The organism is Pseudomonas sp. GP01-A4, from assembly GCF_058780865.1.
Genome location: NZ_JBYSWF010000027.1, coordinates 1 through 17,984 on the forward strand (window position 1 = coordinate 1; position 17,984 = coordinate 17,984).

The 17,984-nt window shown below is 61.7% G+C and carries 20 protein-coding genes; 12 read left to right on the forward strand and 8 right to left on the reverse strand.

Annotation, left to right across the window (positions count from 1 at the left end):
- Window positions 1-85: 85 nt before the first annotated feature.
- Both hemH and AC3WKX_RS16785 read right to left on the reverse strand, forming a co-directional pair.
- The gene (hemH, locus tag AC3WKX_RS16780; RefSeq protein WP_102604716.1) at window positions 86-1,111 is read right to left on the reverse strand and encodes a ferrochelatase; all 1,026 of its coding nucleotides are present in this window, start codon (window positions 1,109-1,111) and stop codon (window positions 86-88) included.
- Window positions 1,112-1,125: 14 nt separating this feature from the next.
- On the reverse strand, window positions 1,126-2,025 hold the full coding sequence (locus tag AC3WKX_RS16785; protein ID WP_102604717.1) for a TIGR01777 family oxidoreductase: 900 nt from the start codon (window positions 2,023-2,025) through the stop codon (window positions 1,126-1,128).
- A 209-nt stretch (window positions 2,026-2,234) separates the two neighbouring features.
- Between AC3WKX_RS16785 and AC3WKX_RS16790 the strand changes: the two genes are divergently transcribed.
- From AC3WKX_RS16790 to AC3WKX_RS16845, 12 genes are all read left to right on the forward strand, one after another.
- The gene (locus tag AC3WKX_RS16790; protein WP_003208434.1) at window positions 2,235-3,221 is read left to right on the forward strand and encodes an NAD(P)/FAD-dependent oxidoreductase; all 987 of its coding nucleotides are present in this window, start codon (window positions 2,235-2,237) and stop codon (window positions 3,219-3,221) included.
- Window positions 3,218-3,433, forward strand: a complete 216-nt coding sequence (locus AC3WKX_RS16795; protein WP_003208432.1) for a TIGR02450 family Trp-rich protein — start codon at window positions 3,218-3,220, stop codon at window positions 3,431-3,433. The genes AC3WKX_RS16790 and AC3WKX_RS16795 overlap by 4 nt, the downstream gene beginning before the upstream one ends.
- 112 nt (window positions 3,434-3,545) lie before the next feature.
- Entirely contained in the window at window positions 3,546-4,517 is a 972-nt protein-coding gene (locus AC3WKX_RS16800; RefSeq protein WP_008432288.1) for a YbgA family protein, read from the forward strand.
- Window positions 4,518-4,520: 3 nt separating this feature from the next.
- A complete protein-coding gene (locus AC3WKX_RS16805; RefSeq protein ID WP_008432286.1) occupies window positions 4,521-5,450 on the forward strand; it encodes a MerR family transcriptional regulator in 930 nt (309 codons plus the stop codon).
- Window positions 5,451-6,896 carry a deoxyribodipyrimidine photo-lyase gene (gene phrB, locus AC3WKX_RS16810; protein ID WP_102604718.1) on the forward strand — a complete coding sequence of 482 codons (1,446 nt, stop codon included), beginning with the start codon at window positions 5,451-5,453 and terminating at the stop codon, window positions 6,894-6,896. It begins immediately after the preceding gene.
- Window positions 6,889-7,311 (forward strand): nuclear transport factor 2 family protein, encoded by a 423-nt coding sequence (locus tag AC3WKX_RS16815; RefSeq protein WP_008432282.1) that lies wholly within the window; start codon window positions 6,889-6,891, stop codon window positions 7,309-7,311. Before phrB ends, AC3WKX_RS16815 begins: the two co-directional genes overlap by 8 nt.
- Window positions 7,308-8,090 (forward strand): SDR family NAD(P)-dependent oxidoreductase, encoded by a 783-nt coding sequence (locus AC3WKX_RS16820; protein ID WP_102604719.1) that lies wholly within the window; start codon window positions 7,308-7,310, stop codon window positions 8,088-8,090. The genes AC3WKX_RS16815 and AC3WKX_RS16820 overlap by 4 nt, the downstream gene beginning before the upstream one ends.
- The gene (locus AC3WKX_RS16825) at window positions 8,087-9,334 is read left to right on the forward strand and encodes an NAD(P)/FAD-dependent oxidoreductase (RefSeq protein ID WP_102604720.1); all 1,248 of its coding nucleotides are present in this window, start codon (window positions 8,087-8,089) and stop codon (window positions 9,332-9,334) included. Before AC3WKX_RS16820 ends, AC3WKX_RS16825 begins: the two co-directional genes overlap by 4 nt.
- Complete coding sequence (locus AC3WKX_RS16830) at window positions 9,331-10,137, forward strand: DUF1365 domain-containing protein (RefSeq protein WP_003208422.1); 807 nt, start codon at window positions 9,331-9,333, stop codon at window positions 10,135-10,137. Before AC3WKX_RS16825 ends, AC3WKX_RS16830 begins: the two co-directional genes overlap by 4 nt.
- Window positions 10,124-11,395: an SAM-dependent methyltransferase gene (locus tag AC3WKX_RS16835; RefSeq protein ID WP_087693767.1), complete on the forward strand. Its 1,272-nt coding sequence runs from the start codon at window positions 10,124-10,126 to the stop codon at window positions 11,393-11,395. Before AC3WKX_RS16830 ends, AC3WKX_RS16835 begins: the two co-directional genes overlap by 14 nt.
- Window positions 11,388-11,879 carry a DUF2878 domain-containing protein gene (locus AC3WKX_RS16840; RefSeq protein WP_102604721.1) on the forward strand — a complete coding sequence of 164 codons (492 nt, stop codon included), beginning with the start codon at window positions 11,388-11,390 and terminating at the stop codon, window positions 11,877-11,879. The genes AC3WKX_RS16835 and AC3WKX_RS16840 overlap by 8 nt, the downstream gene beginning before the upstream one ends.
- Before the next feature lie 54 nt (window positions 11,880-11,933).
- Window positions 11,934-12,239, forward strand: a complete 306-nt coding sequence (locus AC3WKX_RS16845; RefSeq protein ID WP_003208416.1) for a YkgJ family cysteine cluster protein — start codon at window positions 11,934-11,936, stop codon at window positions 12,237-12,239.
- Between the two features lie 137 nt (window positions 12,240-12,376).
- Here AC3WKX_RS16845 and AC3WKX_RS16850 read toward each other — a convergent pair whose 3' ends face one another.
- From AC3WKX_RS16850 to hemA, 6 genes are all read right to left on the reverse strand, one after another.
- Entirely contained in the window at window positions 12,377-12,895 is a 519-nt protein-coding gene (locus tag AC3WKX_RS16850; RefSeq protein ID WP_003208415.1) for an acyloxyacyl hydrolase, read from the reverse strand.
- A 112-nt stretch (window positions 12,896-13,007) separates the two neighbouring features.
- Window positions 13,008-13,802, reverse strand: coding sequence for a glutamate racemase (murI, locus tag AC3WKX_RS16855; RefSeq protein ID WP_102604722.1), 795 nt, complete (start codon window positions 13,800-13,802; stop codon window positions 13,008-13,010).
- Entirely contained in the window at window positions 13,795-14,550 is a 756-nt protein-coding gene (locus AC3WKX_RS16860) for a molybdopterin-synthase adenylyltransferase MoeB (protein WP_008432269.1), read from the reverse strand. Before AC3WKX_RS16860 ends, murI begins: the two co-directional genes overlap by 8 nt.
- Complete coding sequence (gene prmC, locus AC3WKX_RS16865) at window positions 14,547-15,374, reverse strand: peptide chain release factor N(5)-glutamine methyltransferase (RefSeq protein WP_003208408.1); 828 nt, start codon at window positions 15,372-15,374, stop codon at window positions 14,547-14,549. The genes AC3WKX_RS16860 and prmC overlap by 4 nt, the downstream gene beginning before the upstream one ends.
- The gene (gene prfA, locus AC3WKX_RS16870; RefSeq protein WP_003208405.1) at window positions 15,375-16,457 is read right to left on the reverse strand and encodes a peptide chain release factor 1; all 1,083 of its coding nucleotides are present in this window, start codon (window positions 16,455-16,457) and stop codon (window positions 15,375-15,377) included.
- Window positions 16,454-17,743, reverse strand: a complete 1,290-nt coding sequence (hemA, locus tag AC3WKX_RS16875; RefSeq protein ID WP_008432265.1) for a glutamyl-tRNA reductase — start codon at window positions 17,741-17,743, stop codon at window positions 16,454-16,456. The genes prfA and hemA overlap by 4 nt, the downstream gene beginning before the upstream one ends.
- Window positions 17,744-17,984 lie beyond the last annotated feature (241 nt).

The following is a 17,984-nucleotide window of genomic DNA, read 5'->3' on the forward strand; positions in this document are numbered from 1 at the left end:
CGGTGTGTCAGTCGCCATCTTCATTAACTGACCCACCGCCTTCGCGAGCAAGCCCGCTCCCACACTCAGGCCTCACCCGGCTTGACTACAGCGCGACCGGCGCTCTTTCACACAGGGTATTGAGCGCCGCCGCCCACTGCGGGTCATCGTTCAGGCACGGCACCAACACCAACTCCTCGCCCCCCGCCTCGCGGAATTGCTCCAGGCCACGATCACCAATTTCCTCCAGTGTCTCGATGCAGTCCGCAACAAACGCCGGGCACATCACCAGCAGCTTCTTCACGCCCTGTTGAGCCAACGCTTCAAGGCGTGCCTCGGTGTACGGTTCGATCCACTTGGCCCGGCCCAGCCGCGACTGGAACGCCACCGACCATTTGCCATCCGGCAACCCCAGGCGCTCGGCAAAATCCCGCGCAACGCTGAAACACTGCGCGCGATAGCACGTGGCAAGCACCTCGGGAGAGGCGTTCTGGCAGCAGTTGGCGTCCTTGAAGCAGTGTTGCCCGGTAGGGTCGAGCTTTTTCAGGTGGCGCTCGGGCAACCCATGAAAGCTCAGCAGGAGGTGATCGAAATCCTCTTCCACATAGGCTCTGGCGCTGTTGGCCAAGGCGTCCAGGTACTCCGGTTCATCGTAGAACGGCTGCAGAATCGAAAACTCGATCGCCAACTTTTTGTGCCGCACCACGCGCCGGGCCTCTTCGATTACCGTGGTCACGGTGCTGTCGGCAAACTGTGGGTACAACGGCGCCAGGGTCACTCTCTTGATGCCTTGGGACGCCAGCCGGGTCAGTACGCTTTCAATCGACGGCTCGCCATAGCGCATGGCCAACTCCACCGGCCCCTGGGTCCACTGTGCAGTCATCTGTTGTTGCAAGCGACGGCTAAGAACTACCAGCGGCGAGCCTTCGTCCCACCAGATCGAGGCGTAGGCATGGGCCGATTGCTCCGGGCGCTTGATCAGGATCAGCGACACCAGCAAACGCCGAACCGGCCATTGCAGGTCAATGACGTAAGGGTCCATCAGGAACTGATTGAGGTAGCTGCGCACATCCGCCACCGAAGTGGACGCCGGTGAACCCAGGTTGACCAGTAACAACGCGTGATCCGTCATGCAACATCCTATCTCTAGAGGCGGCTGGACAAGTCGTCCAGGGCCGCATGCAACTCAGTGAACTGGAAAGTGAAACCGGCCGCCAACAGCCGCTGCGGCAAAGCCCGCTGGCCACCCAGCAACAAACCGGACAACTCGCCCAGGCCGATACGCAAGGCAAACGCCGGCATGGGCATGAACGCCGGGCGGTGCAGCACCTTGCCCAGGGTCTTGGCGAACTCCAGGTTGCGTACCGGGTGTGGCGCGCAGGCATTATAAGGACCGCTGGCATCGGTCTTGTGCAGAAGAAAATCAATCAGGGCGATTTGATCCTTTATATGGACCCATGGCATCCACTGCCGACCATTGCCGATAGGCCCGCCCAGCGCCAGTTTGAACGGCAGCAACAGCCGCGACAAAAAGCCGCCCTCCGCCGCCAGCACCAGCCCGGTACGCACCAGCACCACGCGGATGCCCAATGCCTCGGCACGCTGGGCGGTTTCTTCCCAGGCAATGGATAACTGGCTGCCGAAATCGTCCTGCACCGGGCCGCTGTCTTCGGTCAGCTCGCGCTCACCACCGTCGCCGTACCAGCCCACCGCGGAACCGGAGATCAACACCGTCGGTTTGTGTTCAAGGCCCTCAAGCCAGGCCAGCAGCGTTTCGGTGAGGCCGATACGGCTGCTCCACAACAGCGCCTTGCGTTTATGCGTCCAGGGCCGGTCGGCAATCGGCGCGCCGGCCAGATTGACCACCGCGTCCACCGCCTCGTTTATGTCTTGCAGGCGGGCGACGCCACGCACCTGGGCGCCGCACAATTTAGCCACTTGTTCGGGATGGCGGCTCCAGACCGTGAGGCGATGGCCCTGGGCAAGCCAGTATTGGCAAAGTTGACGGCCGATCAAACCGGTACCGCCGGTCAGCAAAATGTGCATGAGTTGTTCCTCGTGTAACGTTCGCCGACCACCGTTAGTCTATTTTATAAACAGGGATGTTTTAATCGGGCGCAACGCTGGTTAAACCTTCAGGTTTAACCATAGGTCACGCCAAACGATCAGGTACGCCAAAACTTATACCAAAAAACAATATTGTACAGCTATTGGTGTCGGCGTAGTCTGTACCCAACGGTAAAACGAGGCCTCCCATGACTGTTCCCATCGCGATCATTGGCACCGGCATCGCCGGTCTCTCCGCCGCCCGAGCGTTGAAAGACGCGGGGCACGTTGTACAACTCTTCGATAAAAGCCGCGGCAGTGGCGGTCGCATGTCCAGCAAGCGCAGCGATGCGGGCTCGCTGGACATGGGCGCACAGTACTTCACCGCCCGCGACCGGCGCTTCGTCAACGAGGTGCAACGCTGGCAGGCCAATGGTTGCGCCGAGCAATGGAAGCCACAGCTGTACAACTTCAAGTCCGGCCAACTGACGCCCTCCCCCGATGAACAGATCCGCTGGGTCGGCACGCCGCGCATGAGTGCGATCACCCGCGCCCTGCTCGATGACTTGCCGGTGCAGTTCGGTTGCCGCATCACCGAAGTGTTCCAGGGTAAACATCACTGGAACCTGCTGGACGCCGACGGCGAAAGCCACGGCCCGTTCAGCCACGTGATCATCGCCACCCCGGCGCCCCAGGCCACTGCCTTGCTGGCCGCTGCGCCCAAGCTGGCGAGTGTCGCCGCCGGGGTCAAGATGGACCCGACCTGGGCCATTGCCCTGGCCTTCGACAAGCCGCTGGATACGCCCATGGAAGGCTGCTTCGTCCAGGACAGCCCGCTGGACTGGCTGGCGCGCAACCGCAGCAAACCGGGGCGCGACACCACCCTCGACACCTGGGTTTTGCACGCCACCAGTACCTGGAGCAAGCAACACCTGGACCTGTCCAAGGAAGCCGTGATCGAACACCTGCACGGCGCCTTCGCCGAACTGCTGCACAGCGCCATGCCGGCGCCATCCTTCACCCTCGCCCACCGCTGGCTGTACGCGCGGCCGTCCACCAGCCATGAATTTGGCGTGCTGGCCGACGCCGACCTGGGCCTGTATGTATGTGGCGACTGGTGCCTGTCAGGCCGCGTGGAAGGTGCGTGGCTCAGCGGCCAGGAGGCGGCGCGGCGGTTGATCGAGCACCTGCGATGAACCGCATCAATCCCGCCAAGTTGCTGCTGTCGAAGTGGACAGCAGCCCGCCCGCAGCACAAGGAAAAACATTTTCTGGTGACCAAACTGCTGCGTGATGACGAAGGCGATGTGCAGGAAATCGAGCTGGAAGCCGTGATGAGCCATCGCGTGCAGCGCCTGGCCTGGCAAACCCTGCAAAACGCCGAAGACTGGAAAATCGGCTGGAAATAGCCATTCCGCAAATACCTGTACAAATTATTTGACTTGTACAGCTTCAAACCTATGATGAGATTAAGTTGTACAGAAATTTAACTCTGTACAGGAATTTCATCGAGGTTTGGCCATGTCCAGCACCCTGCCCGCCACCGGCAAACCGAAAATCGCCATCAGCGCCTGCCTGTTGGGCGAGAACGTGCGCTTCAACGGCGGGCATAAACAATCCCAGCTGTGTAGCCAGACCCTGGCCGATTATTTCGACTTCGTGCCGCTGTGTCCTGAAGTCGCCATTGGCCTGGGCATCCCCCGCGAGCCGATTCGCCTGGTGGGCGACCCGCTCAATCCCCAGGCCGTTGGCACCGTAAACCGCGAACTTAACGTGACCCAGCCGCTGGACGATTACGGCCAGCAAATGGCTGCTGAACACACCGACCTCTGCGGTTACATCTTCATGCAGAAATCCCCGTCCTGCGGCCTGGAGCGGGTCAAGGTCTATCAGGACAACGGCATGCCCATCGACGGCGGCGGGCGCGGCATCTACGCCCAGGCGTTTTGTGCGCGCCACCCCAACCTGCCGGTGGAAGAAGACGGTCGGCTGAATGACCCGGTGCTGCGGGAAAACTTCCTGACCCGGGTGTTCGTCTACGCCACCTGGCAGCAACTGCTCGCCGAAGGCCTGACCCGTCACCGCCTGCTGGAATTTCACTCGCGCTACAAATACCTGCTGATGGCCCACAGCCCGGTGCATTACAAAAGCCTCGGCAACCTGCTGGGCAGCATGCCCAGGGACGTCGACCTGGGCGCCTTGGCCGCCGGTTACTTCAGCGAACTGATGAGCGCCCTGACCCAGTGCGCCACACGCGGCACCCACACCAACGTGCTGCAACACATCAGCGGCTACCTCAAGCAAGCCATCAGCGCCGAAGACAAACAGGAAATGCAGACCATCATCAGCCAATACCGCCAGGGCATCGTGCCGCTGGTGGTACCGCTGACGCTGCTCAAGCACCACTTTCGCCAGCACCCGGACCGCTACATCGCGCAGCAGGCTTACCTGCAACCGCACCCGGAAAACCTCAGCCTGCGTAATGCGATTTAACCTATGACTTTTCCCCTGCAAGAACCTGGCGAAGACATCGCCGAGGCCATCGAACAAGGCTGGCTGCCGATCCGCGAAGTGGCGCGACAGACCGGCGTCAACGCCGTGACCTTGCGCGCCTGGGAGCGCCGCTACGGCCTGATCGTGCCCCAGCGCACGCCCAAGGGGCACCGCCTGTTCAGTGCCGAGCACGTGCAACGCATCCATACCATCCTGACCTGGCTCAACCGCGGTGTGCCGGTCAGCCAGGTCAAGAGCCTGATCGACACCGCGCAAGCCACCAGCGAACCGCCGGTGGAAAACGAATGGCACAACCGCCGCCAGCACCTGGTGCAGGCCATCAGCGAACTGGCCGAGCGCCGGGTGGATGATGCCTTCAACCAGGCCATGGCGCTGTACCCGCCGCGCACCTTGTGCGAGCAACTGTTATTGCCGTTGCTCAAGGAGCTCGAACTGCGCTGGCAAGGCCAGTTCGGCGCGCAGATGGAACGGGTATTTTTCTATTCCTGGCTGCGCAGCAAATTCGGTGCGCGGATGTATCACAACAACCGCCAGCTCAACGGCGCCCCCCTGCTGCTGATCAACCATTCCGACCTGCCGCTGGAGCCGCACCTGTGGCTCACCGCCTGGCTCGCCAGCAGCGCCGATTGCCCGGTGGAAGTTTTCGACTGGCCATTGCCGGTGGGCGAACTGGCCCTGGCCGTCGAGCATCTGCAACCCCGCGCGGTACTGCTGTATTCGAGCAAGGCACTCCATACCTCGGTGCTGGGCAAACTGTTGAGCGGCTTCAGTTGCCCAAAACTGATAACCGGACCAACGGTATGCATCCACCAGGCGGAGCTGTCCGTATTAACCCAAGAGATTCCTGAATTGCTCCTGGCCGAAGACCCGTTGTCGGCCCATCAGGTACTGATCCAGCGTGGACTTATTTAAATGCACTTGATCTGGCTGCGCACCGACCTGCGCCTAAAAGACAACACCGCCCTCGCCGCCGCCGCACAGCGTGGCCCGACAGCGGCCGTCTACCTGATCAGCCCCGGGCAATGGCTGGCCCACGATGACGCGCCGTGCAAGGTCGATTTCTGGCTGCGCAACCTGCAGCGCTTGAGCTCAGCGCTGGGCGAGTTGAACATTCCGTTATTGATCCGCCATGCCGACACTTGGGATCAAGCACCTGAAGTTTTGGCAGGCCTGTGCCAGGAACTGTCGGTGGAGTCGGTACACGTCAATGACGAATACGGCATCCACGAAGAGCGCCGCGACGCCGCCGTGGCCAAGGCCCTCGAAGCTCAAGGCATCACGTTCCACACCTATCTGGACCAGTTGTTTTTCCAGCCCGGCAGCGTGCTGACCAAGACCGGCACCTACTTCCAGGTGTTCAGCCAGTTCCGCAAGGTCTGCTACAGCCGCCTGCATGGCGCCTTGCCGCGTTTGGTCGCCACTCCCAAGGCGCAGGCGCCGCTCACACTCAAAAGCGACGAGGTTCCGGATCACGTCGAGGGCTTCGCTACCCCGAGCGAAGCCTTGCGCGCCCTGTGGCCTGCCGGCGAAGCCGAAGCCCGGCGCCGTCTCGACCAGTTCGCCGACGCACAAATCAGCTACTACAAGGACGAACGCGACTTCCCGGCCAAGCCCGGTACCAGCCAGCTTTCGGCCTACCTTGCAGCGGGCGTGGTTTCACCGCGCCAGTGCCTGCATGCCGCGCTGCAAAGCAACCAGGGTGAATTCGAAAGCGGCGACATCGGCGCGATTACCTGGATCAACGAGCTGCTGTGGCGCGAGTTCTACAAACATATTCTGGTGGGCTACCCACGGGTCTCGCGCCACCGCGCATTCCGCCCAGAGACCGAAGCCGTGGCCTGGCGCAACAGCCCGGAAGACTTGAAAGCGTGGCAGGAAGCACGCACCGGCCTGCCGATCATCGACGCCGCCATGCGCCAGCTGCTGGAAACCGGCTGGATGCACAATCGCCTGCGCATGGTGGTGGCGATGTTCCTGACCAAAAACCTGCTGATCGACTGGCGCGAAGGCGAGCGCTTTTTCATGCGTCACCTGATCGACGGCGACCTGGCAGCCAACAACGGTGGCTGGCAGTGGAGCTCGTCCACCGGCACCGACTCGGCCCCGTACTTCCGGATTTTCAGCCCCTTGAGCCAATCGGAAAAATTCGACGGCGAAGGTGTGTTTATCAAGCACTGGCTGCCACAGTTGTCGGCGCTGAACAAAAAGGAAGTGCACAACCCCGACGCCGTGGGCGGCCTGTTTGGTGTGGCCGACTATCCTCGTCCTATCGTCGATTTGAAAAAATCCCGCGAGCGCGCCCTCGCCGCTTTCCGCAGCCTGCCTTCACGCCAGGCGGTCGGAGGTGCTTATGAGTGATTTCCTGCGCCGCTTCGCCCAGGTGTTCGCCAGTGTGGACAAGCACAACCTGCACCTGCTCGACGGCCTGTACAGCCAGGACATCAGTTTCACCGACCCACTGCACGAGGTGCACGGGCTGCCGGCGTTGCACCGCTACTTCGCCGAGCTGTACGACAACGTTACCCAGTTGCGCTTTGACTTCCATGGCTTTGATCAAGTGGCGGAAGGCGAAGGCTACCTGCGCTGGACAATGAGCTTCTGCCACCCGCGCCTGGCCAAGGGCGAAGTGATTCGTGTGGAAGGCTGCTCGCACCTGCTGTGGCGCGACAAGGTGTATCGCCACCGGGATTATTTTGACGCTGGACAGTTGCTGTATGAACACGTGCCGGTCCTTGGCGGTGTGGTCAGCTGGCTGAAAAGGAGAATGGGATGAGCCTTAACCTTCCACGTCGTTACTGGTTGACCGGTGCCAGCAGTGGCATCGGGGCCGAACTGGCCAAGACGCTGCTCGAAAGCGGTGCCCATGTGGCCCTCAGTTCCCGCTCCAAGGCGCCCCTGGAACAGCTTGCCCAGCAATACCCCGGGCAAGTGCTGGTGGTGGCCGGCGACCTGACCAACAGCCAGACCGTGCGCGAGATCGGTGAACACATCGCAGTGGTCTGGGGCTCGCTGGACACCGTGATCCTGAATGCCGGTACCTGCGAATACGTGGATGCCAGGCAGTTCGACGCCTCGATCATCGAGCACGTGGTGCGCACCAACCTGCTGGCCAGCAGTTACTGCATCGAGGCCGCGCTGCCGCTGTTGCGTGCCGGTCATACACCGCACCTGGTCGGTGTGGCCAGTGCGGTGACCTACCTGCCGATGCCCAGGGCGGAAGCCTATGGTGCGTCGAAGGCAGGCCTGCGTTACCTGTTCGAGTCCCTGCGTATCGACCTGTCACCTGAAGGGATCGACGTCACCGTGGTCAGCCCGGGGTTTGTCGACACGCCGCTGACCGCCCGCAATGACTTCCCGATGCCCTTGAGCTGGCCGGCGGACAAGGCCGCGCGACATATCTTCGCCAAGCTGCAAAACCGCCCATTGGAAATTGCCTTCCCTGCCCTGTTTATTGCCGCCTTGTGGCCACTGTCGAAACTGCCGAACCGCGTCCAGTTGATCATTGGCAAACGCATGCTGCGCAGCCCGCCGCCGAGAAAGGACGACCTGTGAAGATCGCCATTATCGGCAGCGGCATTGCCGGGCTGACCAGCGCCTACCTGCTCAGTCGCCGCCACGACATCACCCTGTTCGAAGCGGGCGACCGCATCGGCGGCCACACCCATACGGTGAATGTCACGGTGGAAGGCAAAAGCCATGCGGTGGACACCGGCTTTATCGTGTTCAACGACTGGACCTATCCCAACTTCATCAAGCTGCTGGGGCAAATTGGCGTGACGTTCAAACCCACCGAAATGAGCTTTTCGGTGTGCGACCCGAACGCCGGGTTCGAGTACAACGGCAACAACCTCAACAGCCTGTTTGCCCAGCGCCGGAATATTCTGTCGCCGGGGTTCTGGGGCATGTTGCGCGATATCCTGCGCTTCAACCGCCAGGCGCCCCTGGACCTGCAAGAGCAACGCATCAGCGCCGAGATGACCCTGGGCGAGTACCTGCAAGCGGGCGGCTACGGCCAGCGATTTATCCAGCACTACATCGTGCCGATGGGCGCGGCGATCTGGTCGATGTCCCTGGCTGACATGCTCGGGTTTCCCCTGCAATTCTTCGTGCGGTTCTTCAAGAACCATGGCTTGTTGTCGGTGAGCAACCGGCCGCAGTGGTGCGTGATCGAAGGCGGTTCCAGCCGCTATATCGAGCCGCTGACCCAGTCCTTCCGCGAAAATATCCGCCTCAATTGCCCGGTCACCCGGGTTGAGCGCTCAGCCATCGGCGCAGTTATCCACAGCGCCGCCGGCAGCGAGGCATTCGACAAGGTGGTGTTCGCCTGCCACAGCGACCAGGCCCTGGCGTTGCTGGGGGATGCGAGCCTGGCCGAGCAACAGATCCTTGGCGCCCTGCCCTACGCCGACAATGACGTCGTCCTGCACACCGATACCCGTCTGCTGCCCGAGCGCAAACTGGCCTGGGCCAGCTGGAATTACCGCCTGGATGGCCGCGCGCAAAAACAGGCGGCGGTGACCTACGACATGAACATCCTGCAAGGCATCGACAGCACCACCACCTTTTGCGTGAGCCTCAATCAAACGGCGCTGATCAACCCGCTCAAAGTCCTCGCCCGCTACACCTACGCCCACCCGCAATACAGCCTGGCCGCCGTGGCCGCCCAAGCGCGCTGGGAAGAACTGCACGGCACGCAGCACACCTATTATTGCGGCGCCTACTGGGCCAACGGTTTCCACGAAGACGGCGTGGTCAGCGCATTGCGCGTGGCCAAGGCGTTCGGGGAAATCCTGTGAACAGCGCCCTGTACAGCGGCTGGATCGCCCATCGGCGGTTTACGCCAAAGGGCCATGCCTTCCGCTACCGGATCGGCCTGCTGTACCTGGACCTCAGCGAACAGGACGAAGTGTTCGGCTTGTCGCCATTGGCGGGCGAGCGCTGGGCGCCGTTCGCGTTTCGCCAGCAGGATTACCTGCGTGAATTTACCCGTCACGGCATGAGCTTGACCGATGCCGTACGCCAAGAAGTCGGCAAGGCCCTGGGGCGCATCCCCTCGGGCGTTATCTGCCTGCTGACCCAGGCCCGCAGTTGGGGCCTGGCCTTTAACCCGGTGAGTTTCTTCTACTGCTTCGAGGCCGACGGAACGCTGGCCGCGATCCTTTGTGAAGTGACCAACACCCCGTGGCGCGAGCGCTATCACTACGTGCTGCCAGCCCAGGCGCTGCCTGCCGGTGAGCATCAGCACTTCGCCGTGGCCAAGGCGTTTCATGTGTCGCCGTTCTTGCCCCGGGACCTGGAATACCGCATGAGCTTCAGCCCGCCCGCCGCCAGGCTCGGCGTGCATATGGCCGACTGGCAGGGCGAACTGAAAGTCTTTGACGCCACCTTGAGCCTGCAACGCGAAGCCCTGAACCGCGCCAGCCTGCACCGCTACCTGTGGCGCTTCCCGTGGATGACCGCCAAGACCTGCCTGGCCATTTATTGGCAGGCCTTGCGCCTCTTGCTGAAACGCACGCCGATTTTTTCCCATCACGCCGCCGAAGGCGCTTCTCGCACCGCAGTCGGTTACACCAAGGATCGCCGCCATGAAATCCCCTAGCTTATCGGTCAAATCCAACCGCTTGAACGTCAACGGCATGACCGCCGCGCTGCTGCGCAAAGCCGTGCTGCGCCAGCTCGGCCAACTGCGCCACGGCCAGTTGGTGGTGATCGAGGACGGCGAACGGCAAGTCTTCGGCGCACGGGAAGCGCACCTGCTGGGGGAGATCCAGATCCTCGATTCAGCCGTGTGGGGGCTGGTGGCAGCCAACGGTTCCATCGGCGCGGGCGAGGCATTTATTCATGGCTACTGGAGCAGCCCGGACCTGACCGCCGTGGTACGGGTAATGGTCAGCAACCTCGACGTGCTGGATGCGCTGGAAGGTGGGCTGGCGAAACTCGCACGGCCCTTCACCCAGGGCCTGCACTGGCTCAACCGCAACACGCGCAAGGGCTCGCAGAAAAACATTGCCGCCCACTACGACCTGGGCAACGACCTGTTCGAGGAATTCCTCGACCCGACCATGATGTATTCGGCCGCGCAGTTCCTCACCGCTGACGACACCCTGGAACAGGCGCAGTTGAACAAGCTGGAACGCATCTGCCAGAAGCTCGCGCTGAAACCGTCCGACCACCTGCTGGAAATCGGCACCGGCTGGGGCAGCATGGCGATTTATGCCGCGCAGCAGTACGGCTGCAAGGTCACCACCACGACCCTGTCCAAAGAGCAGTTTGCCTACACTGAAAAACGCATCGAGGCCCTGGGTTTGCAGAATCAGGTGACGTTGCTGCTGGAGGACTACCGCGACCTGACCGGGCAGTACGACAAGCTGGTGTCGATCGAGATGATCGAAGCCGTGGGCCACCGCTTCCTGCCGACCTATTTCAAACAGTGCGCGCAGTTGCTCAAGAGCAACGGCCTGATGTTGCTGCAAGCCATCACCATTCGTGAACAGCGCTACGAACAGGCCAAGAGCAGCGTGGATTTTATCCAGCGCTATATCTTCCCCGGCGGCGCCTTGCCGTGTGTACAGAAGATGCTGGAGGTCGTCAGCCGCGACACGGACATGAACCTGCTGCACATGGAGGACTTCGGCCTGCACTACGCGCGAACCCTGCGCCTGTGGCATGAGAACTTTCGTCGCGCCCACAGCCGCCTGACGGAAATGGGCTACGACGAATACTTCCTGCGGCTGTGGGAGTTTTACCTGTGCTACTGCGAAGGCGGCTTTATGGAGCGCACCATCGGCACCGCGCAGATGCTGCTGGCCAAGCCGGCGGCGCTGACCCAGCCACTGCTCGGGCGCTTTGATGCTTAAACCACTGGCAAATGCCGTGCTGTTCCAGTGCGGCTGGTTTGCCTGTGTGCTGGGCGGCGACAGTCTGTGGCTGTTGGTGGGGTTGGCGGTGCTGGTAATCCACCTGCTGTGGATAAGTTCGTGGTCAGCGGAAGGCCAGGTGATTGTTGCCGTCACCTTGTTGGGCACCGTGATCGACACCGTGCTACGAGCATTCGGCGTGTTTCATTTCAGCCTGCCCGGACCGTTGGCACCATTGTGGCTGATCCTGTTGTGGGCATTGCTGGCGACCACGCTGCGCCATTGCCTGGCCTGGAGCGCGCAGCCCTGGTGGCGTGCGAGTTTGTTGGGGGCGGTGGGCGGGCCGCTGTCCTATTACGCGGGCAGCCAACTGGCGGGGGTGAGTTTCGGCTATGGCACCGTGCCGACCGTCATCGGCCTGGCGTTACTCTGGGGGATGATTTTTCCGTTGTTGCATTGGGTCGCCAGGCAGTTGGCGCATTGACGTCCGTCAGGCCTTTCACACACCTATGAGCCGCTTGCCTTACACTGCGCGCCTATGACCAACATCCCCCATACCCAAATCGCCGAACCTGCCGTCACCTGCTCCACCTGCGCCGCGTGCTGCTGCCAGCTGGAAGTCATGCTGATCACCGACACCGGCGTGCCCGATCGCTTTATCGATACCGACGATTGGGGCGGCGAAGTCATGCTGCGCCTGGATGACGGCTGGTGCGCGGCGCTGGACCGCGACACGATGATGTGCACGATTTACGAGAAGCGGCCGCTGATCTGCCGGGAATTCGAGATGGGCGCGCCGGAGTGCATCGATGAGCGCCAGGGGATTGCGACGGTGTATCGCTGATTTCGGAACCAATGAGTAGCCAATGTGGGAGCGGGCTTGCTCGCGAAAACGGTGTGTCAGTCAACTGATTCGTGGCTGATACACCGCTTTCGCGAGCAAGCCCGCTCCCACAATGGTTTTGCAGTGTGCTTAAAAAACTACAACGGCAGCGTGTAGTGCAGCGAATAACTCTCTACACCATCGTTATTGCTGCTGATCCCGGCATTGGAGTAATGGGTGGCCCGAATCCCCACTTCACTGCCACCGACAAAGCGCAAGCCAAAGCCCAGCCGGTCTTCAAACTGGAAAGCCTGGCCGATATTGTTGTCTTCTACCCGCGTGCGGGAGAACACGGCCACACCCACGCCGGCCTCGATGTACGGCTTCACCCTCTCCCCGGCGAACTCATACACAAACACGGGTGAGAACGACAGGCTGCTGACGCTGGCCCGCTTGTCACCGTCCCAGTAGGTGTAGGCGCCGCTCCAGTACCCGGTCACGCGCCCCGTATCGGTCTGCCACCAGCTTTTATCCCAGTCCGAGGTCAGCCCCAACCGATAGGTCATGGTCGAATCGCTCGTACTTCCCACCCCAAGTTCCAGGCCTGCCGCCTGTGCGGAAAAAGAGTGCCCCAACATTGCGGCCGCAATCGCAGCCAAACAGAACAAGCGCTTCATAGAGAAACATCCCTTCCGAACGAAGTTGTATGATTTTGTACCGGCTAACTTGCTATAGAAGCTGCCGTATAGCCAGAAGTTCAGCGGATAAAGGCGTTATTTCACGTTTTTTTCACACGCCAAAACTACGCACAACTCCGGGAGATTTCCATAGGGTCGGTAGGATATTTCTTAGATGCTGCGGATCGCCGCTGGTCCAGAACTGTACAGGCGGCGGATTGCCAGTGGCCAGCAGTTCGCGATCACTCAAAAGACGTTGCAATTGACGCGCTACTGCCGCCCCGGTGTCGATCAAAATGATCGTCGGCGGGAGCATCTCGGCGAGCAGGGGCTTGAGGAACGGGTAGTGGGTGCAGCCAAGGATGATGGTGTCGCAACCGGCCGCAATCAGCGGCTCCACGTAGCCTTGCAACAGCAGGCGCAGGGCCGGGCTGTCCAGGTCGCCGGTTTCGATCAGCTCCACCAGGCCCGGGCAGGGTTGGGTGATCACCCGCACATCGGTGGCGAAGCGGTCAAGCAAGGCGACGAACTTGGCGCTTTGCAGGGTGCCGGTGGTCGCCAGCACGCCGACGACGCCACTGCGGGTCGCGGCAGCCGCGGGTTTGACTGCCGGTTCCATGCCCACCAATGGCCAGTCGGGATAGTCCTGGCGCAAATCGGCAACCGCCGCAACGGTCGCCGTGTTGCAGGCAATCACAAACGCTTTGGCGCCCTTCTCACGGAAGAACGCCGCCACCTGTCGCGAACGATCGAGGATGAACGCCGGGGTTTTCTCGCCGTAGGGGATATTCCCGCCATCCGCCACGTACAGCAGCGACTCATGGGGCAGCAGACGCTGGATTTCGTCCAGCACCGACAGACCGCCGACACCGGAGTCGAACACACCAATCGGCGCATCCTTAACCATGTTGGCTACCGCAGACGCTGCAACCGGGATCGCGCTTGACCCGCAACTCGCGAAAACGCGTGGTCAGGGCGTCGATCAACAACAGCCGCCCCACCAGCGGCTCGCCGAAACCGGCCAGCAATTTCAAGGCTTCCAGGGCTTGCAGGCTGCCGACCAAACCCACCAGCGGGCCGATGACACCGGCTTCGCTGCAGGTCAGTTCGGCGTCGCTGCCGTGCCCGTATAAACAGTGGTAGCAGGGGCTTTCGGCGCGACGAGGGTCGAACACCGACAGCTGGCCTTCGAGGCGAATCGCCGCACCGCTCACCAAAGGCTTGCCGGCAGCGACACACGCAGCGTTGACCGCTTCGCGGGTGGAGAAGTTGTCGCTGCAATCCAGTACCACATCGACCACCGCAACGGCGGCCGCGAGGGAATCCTCATCCAGCGCGCTGCGATGGGCAACCAGCTGTATTTCAGGATTGATCGCGCTCAGGCGGCGAATCGCCGAGTCGACCTTGCTCAGGCCGACGCTGTCGGTGTCGTGAATGATCTGGCGTTGCAGGTTGGTCAGGTCGACAGTGTCGAAATCCGCCAAATGCAGCTCACCCACACCCGCCGCCGCCAGGTACAGCGCCACTGGCGAACCGAGGCCACCCAGGCCGACGATCAGCGCACGGCTGTTTTTCAGGCGCAACTGGCCTTCGATGTCGACATGCTGCAACAGAATCTGCCGGCTATAGCGCAACAGCTCCTGGTCGTTCATCACGGGCGGCGTCCCAACGTAATGCGTTCGTGGCCGCCCAGGTCGATGCGGCTGTGGACTTCTTCAAAGCCTTCCCCCAGCAGCAGGTCGCGCACGGCGGGCGCCTGGTCGTAACCGTGTTCCAGCAGCAACCAACCTGCGGCGTCGAGGTGCGCAGGTGCCTGGGCGATGATCAGCCGCAGGTCGTCCAGGCCGTCATGCCCGGATACCAGCGCGCTGGCCGGTTCAAAGCGCACGTCACCGGCCACCAGGTGCGGGTCGGTGTCGGCTATATAAGGTGGGTTGCTGATGATCAGGTTGTAAGTGTGGCCTTCGAGGGCACTGAACCAATGGCTGTTCAGCACCGTGGCGTTGTTCAGGTGCAGGCGCTGGCGGTTGCGTTCGGCCAGGGCCACAGCTTCCAGCACGCGGTCGACCGCCGTGACTTGCCAGGCCGGGCGTTCGCTGGCCAGGGCCAGGGCAATCGCGCCGCTGCCGGTGCCCAGGTCCAGGACCTTGGCCGGTGTGGCAGGCAGCAATTCCAGGGCGGCTTCCACCAGCATCTCGGTTTCCGGACGCGGGATCAGCGTGTGCGGTGCCACTTCCAGGTCGAGCTTCCAGAAGCCTTGCTGGCCGAGGATGTAGGCCACGGGCTCGCCGGCACGACGGCGTTGCAGGTAGTCGGCAAAGGTCAGCGCGTGTTCACTGCTGACGATTTTTTCCGGCCAGGTGTGCAGGTAGCTGCGGGACTTGCCCAAGGCGGCGGCCAGCAACAATTCCACGTCCAGGCGCGCAGTCGGCGAGTCCGGCAGGTCGGCGGCGCGTAACAAACTGGCAATAATGGTCATTTATTCACCTATCGCCGCAAGCTGGTCGGCCTGGTATTCGGCCAACAACGGCTCGATTACCGCATCGACGCCACCGGCGAGGATTTCGTCCAGGGAGTACAGCGTCAGGTTGACGCGGTGGTCGGTGACCCGGCCCTGGGCAAAGTTGTAGGTACGAATGCGCTCGGAACGGTCGCCCGAGCCCACCAGCAGCTTACGCTCGCTGGCAATCGCATTGGCGGCGGCGCTGGTCTGCTGGTCATTCAGCTTGGCCGACAGCCAGGACATGGCCCGCGCACGGTTCTTGTGCTGGGAACGTTCTTCCTGGCACTCCACCACGATGCCCGAAGGCAAGTGAGTGATACGGATCGCCGAGTCGGTCTTGTTGACGTGCTGGCCACCGGCGCCCGATGAGCGGTAGGTGTCGACCCGCAGGTCTGCCGGGTTGATCTCGATGGCTTCCTGCTCGTCGGGCTCGGGCAACACGGCCACGGTGCACGCCGAGGTGTGGATACGGCCCTGGGATTCCGTGGCCGGCACCCGCTGCACGCGGTGCACGCCGGATTCGAACTTCAGTTTGCCGTAGACATTCTCGCCCTCAACCCGGGCGATGACTTCTTTATAGCCGCCGTGTTCGCCTTCGTTCTCGGACAAAATCTCCACACGCCAGCCGCGACGCTCGGCATAGCGCGAATACATGCGGAACAGGTCGCCGGAGAAAATCGCCGCTTCGTCACCGCCGGTGCCGGCGCGGATTTCAAGGAACACGTTGCGCCCATCGTTCGGGTCCTTGGGCAACAGCATGCGTTGCAGGTCGCCTTCCAGTTCGATCAGCTTGTCCTTGGCCTCTCGCACTTCTTCAACGGCCATTTCGCGCATGTCCGGGTCGCTGTCCTTGAGCAGCGCCTGGGCGCCTTCGAGGTCAGCCTGAACCTTGAGCAACTGTTTATAGGTGCCCACGATCGGTTCAACTTCCGCGTATTCCTTGGAATAGGTGCGGAACTTGGTCTGATCGGAGATGACCTCGCCATCGCCGAGCAAGGCGGTCAGTTCTTCGAAACGGTCCTGAAGGACGTCCAGTTTATTGAGCAGTGACGCTTTCATTGCGGTTTTTTATCCGAAGAGCTTTCTGTCGCGCCCTCACCGAGGGCAAAGAGTTCCTGGGCCATGGCCAGCGCATCGAGGCGGCCTTCGGCGGTAAGCTTTTTCAACTGGACACTGGGAGCATGCAGCAATTTGTTGGTCAGGCCGCGCGCCAACTGCATCAGCACGTCTTCGGCGCTGCTGCCGTTGGCGAGCATACGCTGGGCCTTGATCAATTCCTCGTCCCGCAGGCGTTCGCCTTGCTGACGGTAGGCCTTGAGCACATCCACTGCCGCCAGTTCACGCAGGCGCACCATGAAATCGTCGGCACCGGTGCTGACCATTTCCTCGGCAGCCTGGGCAGCGCCCTGGCGACTCTTGAGGTTTTCGGCGACCACTTCGTGCAGGTCGTCGACGCTGTAGAGGTAAACGTCGTCCAACTCGCCGACTTCAGGCTCGATATCCCGGGGAACGGCGATATCCACCATGAAGATCGGCTTGTGCTTGCGCAGTTTCAGGGCGCTTTCCACCGCGCCCTTGCCGAGGATCGGCAACTGGCTGGCAGTAGAGCTGATGACGATGTCGCTGCGCACCAGCTCGGCCGGGATGTCGGAGAGCAACACCGCGTGGGCACCGAACTGCTCGGCCAGGATGCTGGCGCGTTCCAGGGTACGGTTGGCGACGACGATGCGCTTTACGCCCAGCTCGTGCAGGTGGCGGGCGACCAGGGTGATGGTCTCGCCGGCGCCGATCAGCAGGGCCTGGCTGCGCTGCAAGTCACTGAAAATCTGTTTGGCCAGGCTGACGGCGGCAAACGCCACGGACACCGGGTTTTCACCGATGGCGGTGTCGGTGCGCACCTGCTTGGCGGAGTTGAAGGTGGCCTGGAACAGGCGCCCCAGCAGCGGGCCGATGGTGCCGGCCTCGCGGGCCACGGCGTAGGCGGACTTCATCTGGCCGAGAATCTGCGGTTCGCCCAACACCAGCGAATCCAGCCCGGAGGCGACGCGCATCATGTGACGAACTGCCGCATCCTCTTCGTGCACATATGAGCTTTGGCGCAGCTCATCGAGGCTCAAATGGTGGTAATCGGCCAGCCAGCGCAGCACCACATCCGCTGAAAGATGTTCCTGCTCTATATAGAGCTCGCTGCGATTACAGGTCGAAAGGATCGCAGCTTCGCGACTGTCGGTGAGCCGGCAGAGCTGCTGCAAGGCCTCAACCAACTGCTCGGGAGTAAAAGCCACGCGCTCGCGGACGTCTACAGAAGCAGTCTTGTGGTTAATACCGAGTGCAAGGAAGGCCATTCAATATCGCTGATGATGTCGGGAAGCCGACAATTGTCCTACTTCGAATGATTCAGAACAACCACCGTAGGCTATTGTCCTAGTAGCTTACGCCTATAAAGGCCATCTGTAGGAGCGAGCTTGCTCGCGATGGTCGTTAACGATAACGCTGGCTTACGGGATAAAACGCGTTGTCCTCTGGTTCTTCGCGAGCAAGCTCGCTCCTACACGGTTATGTTTGGCCGAAGGCTTGTGTCATGAT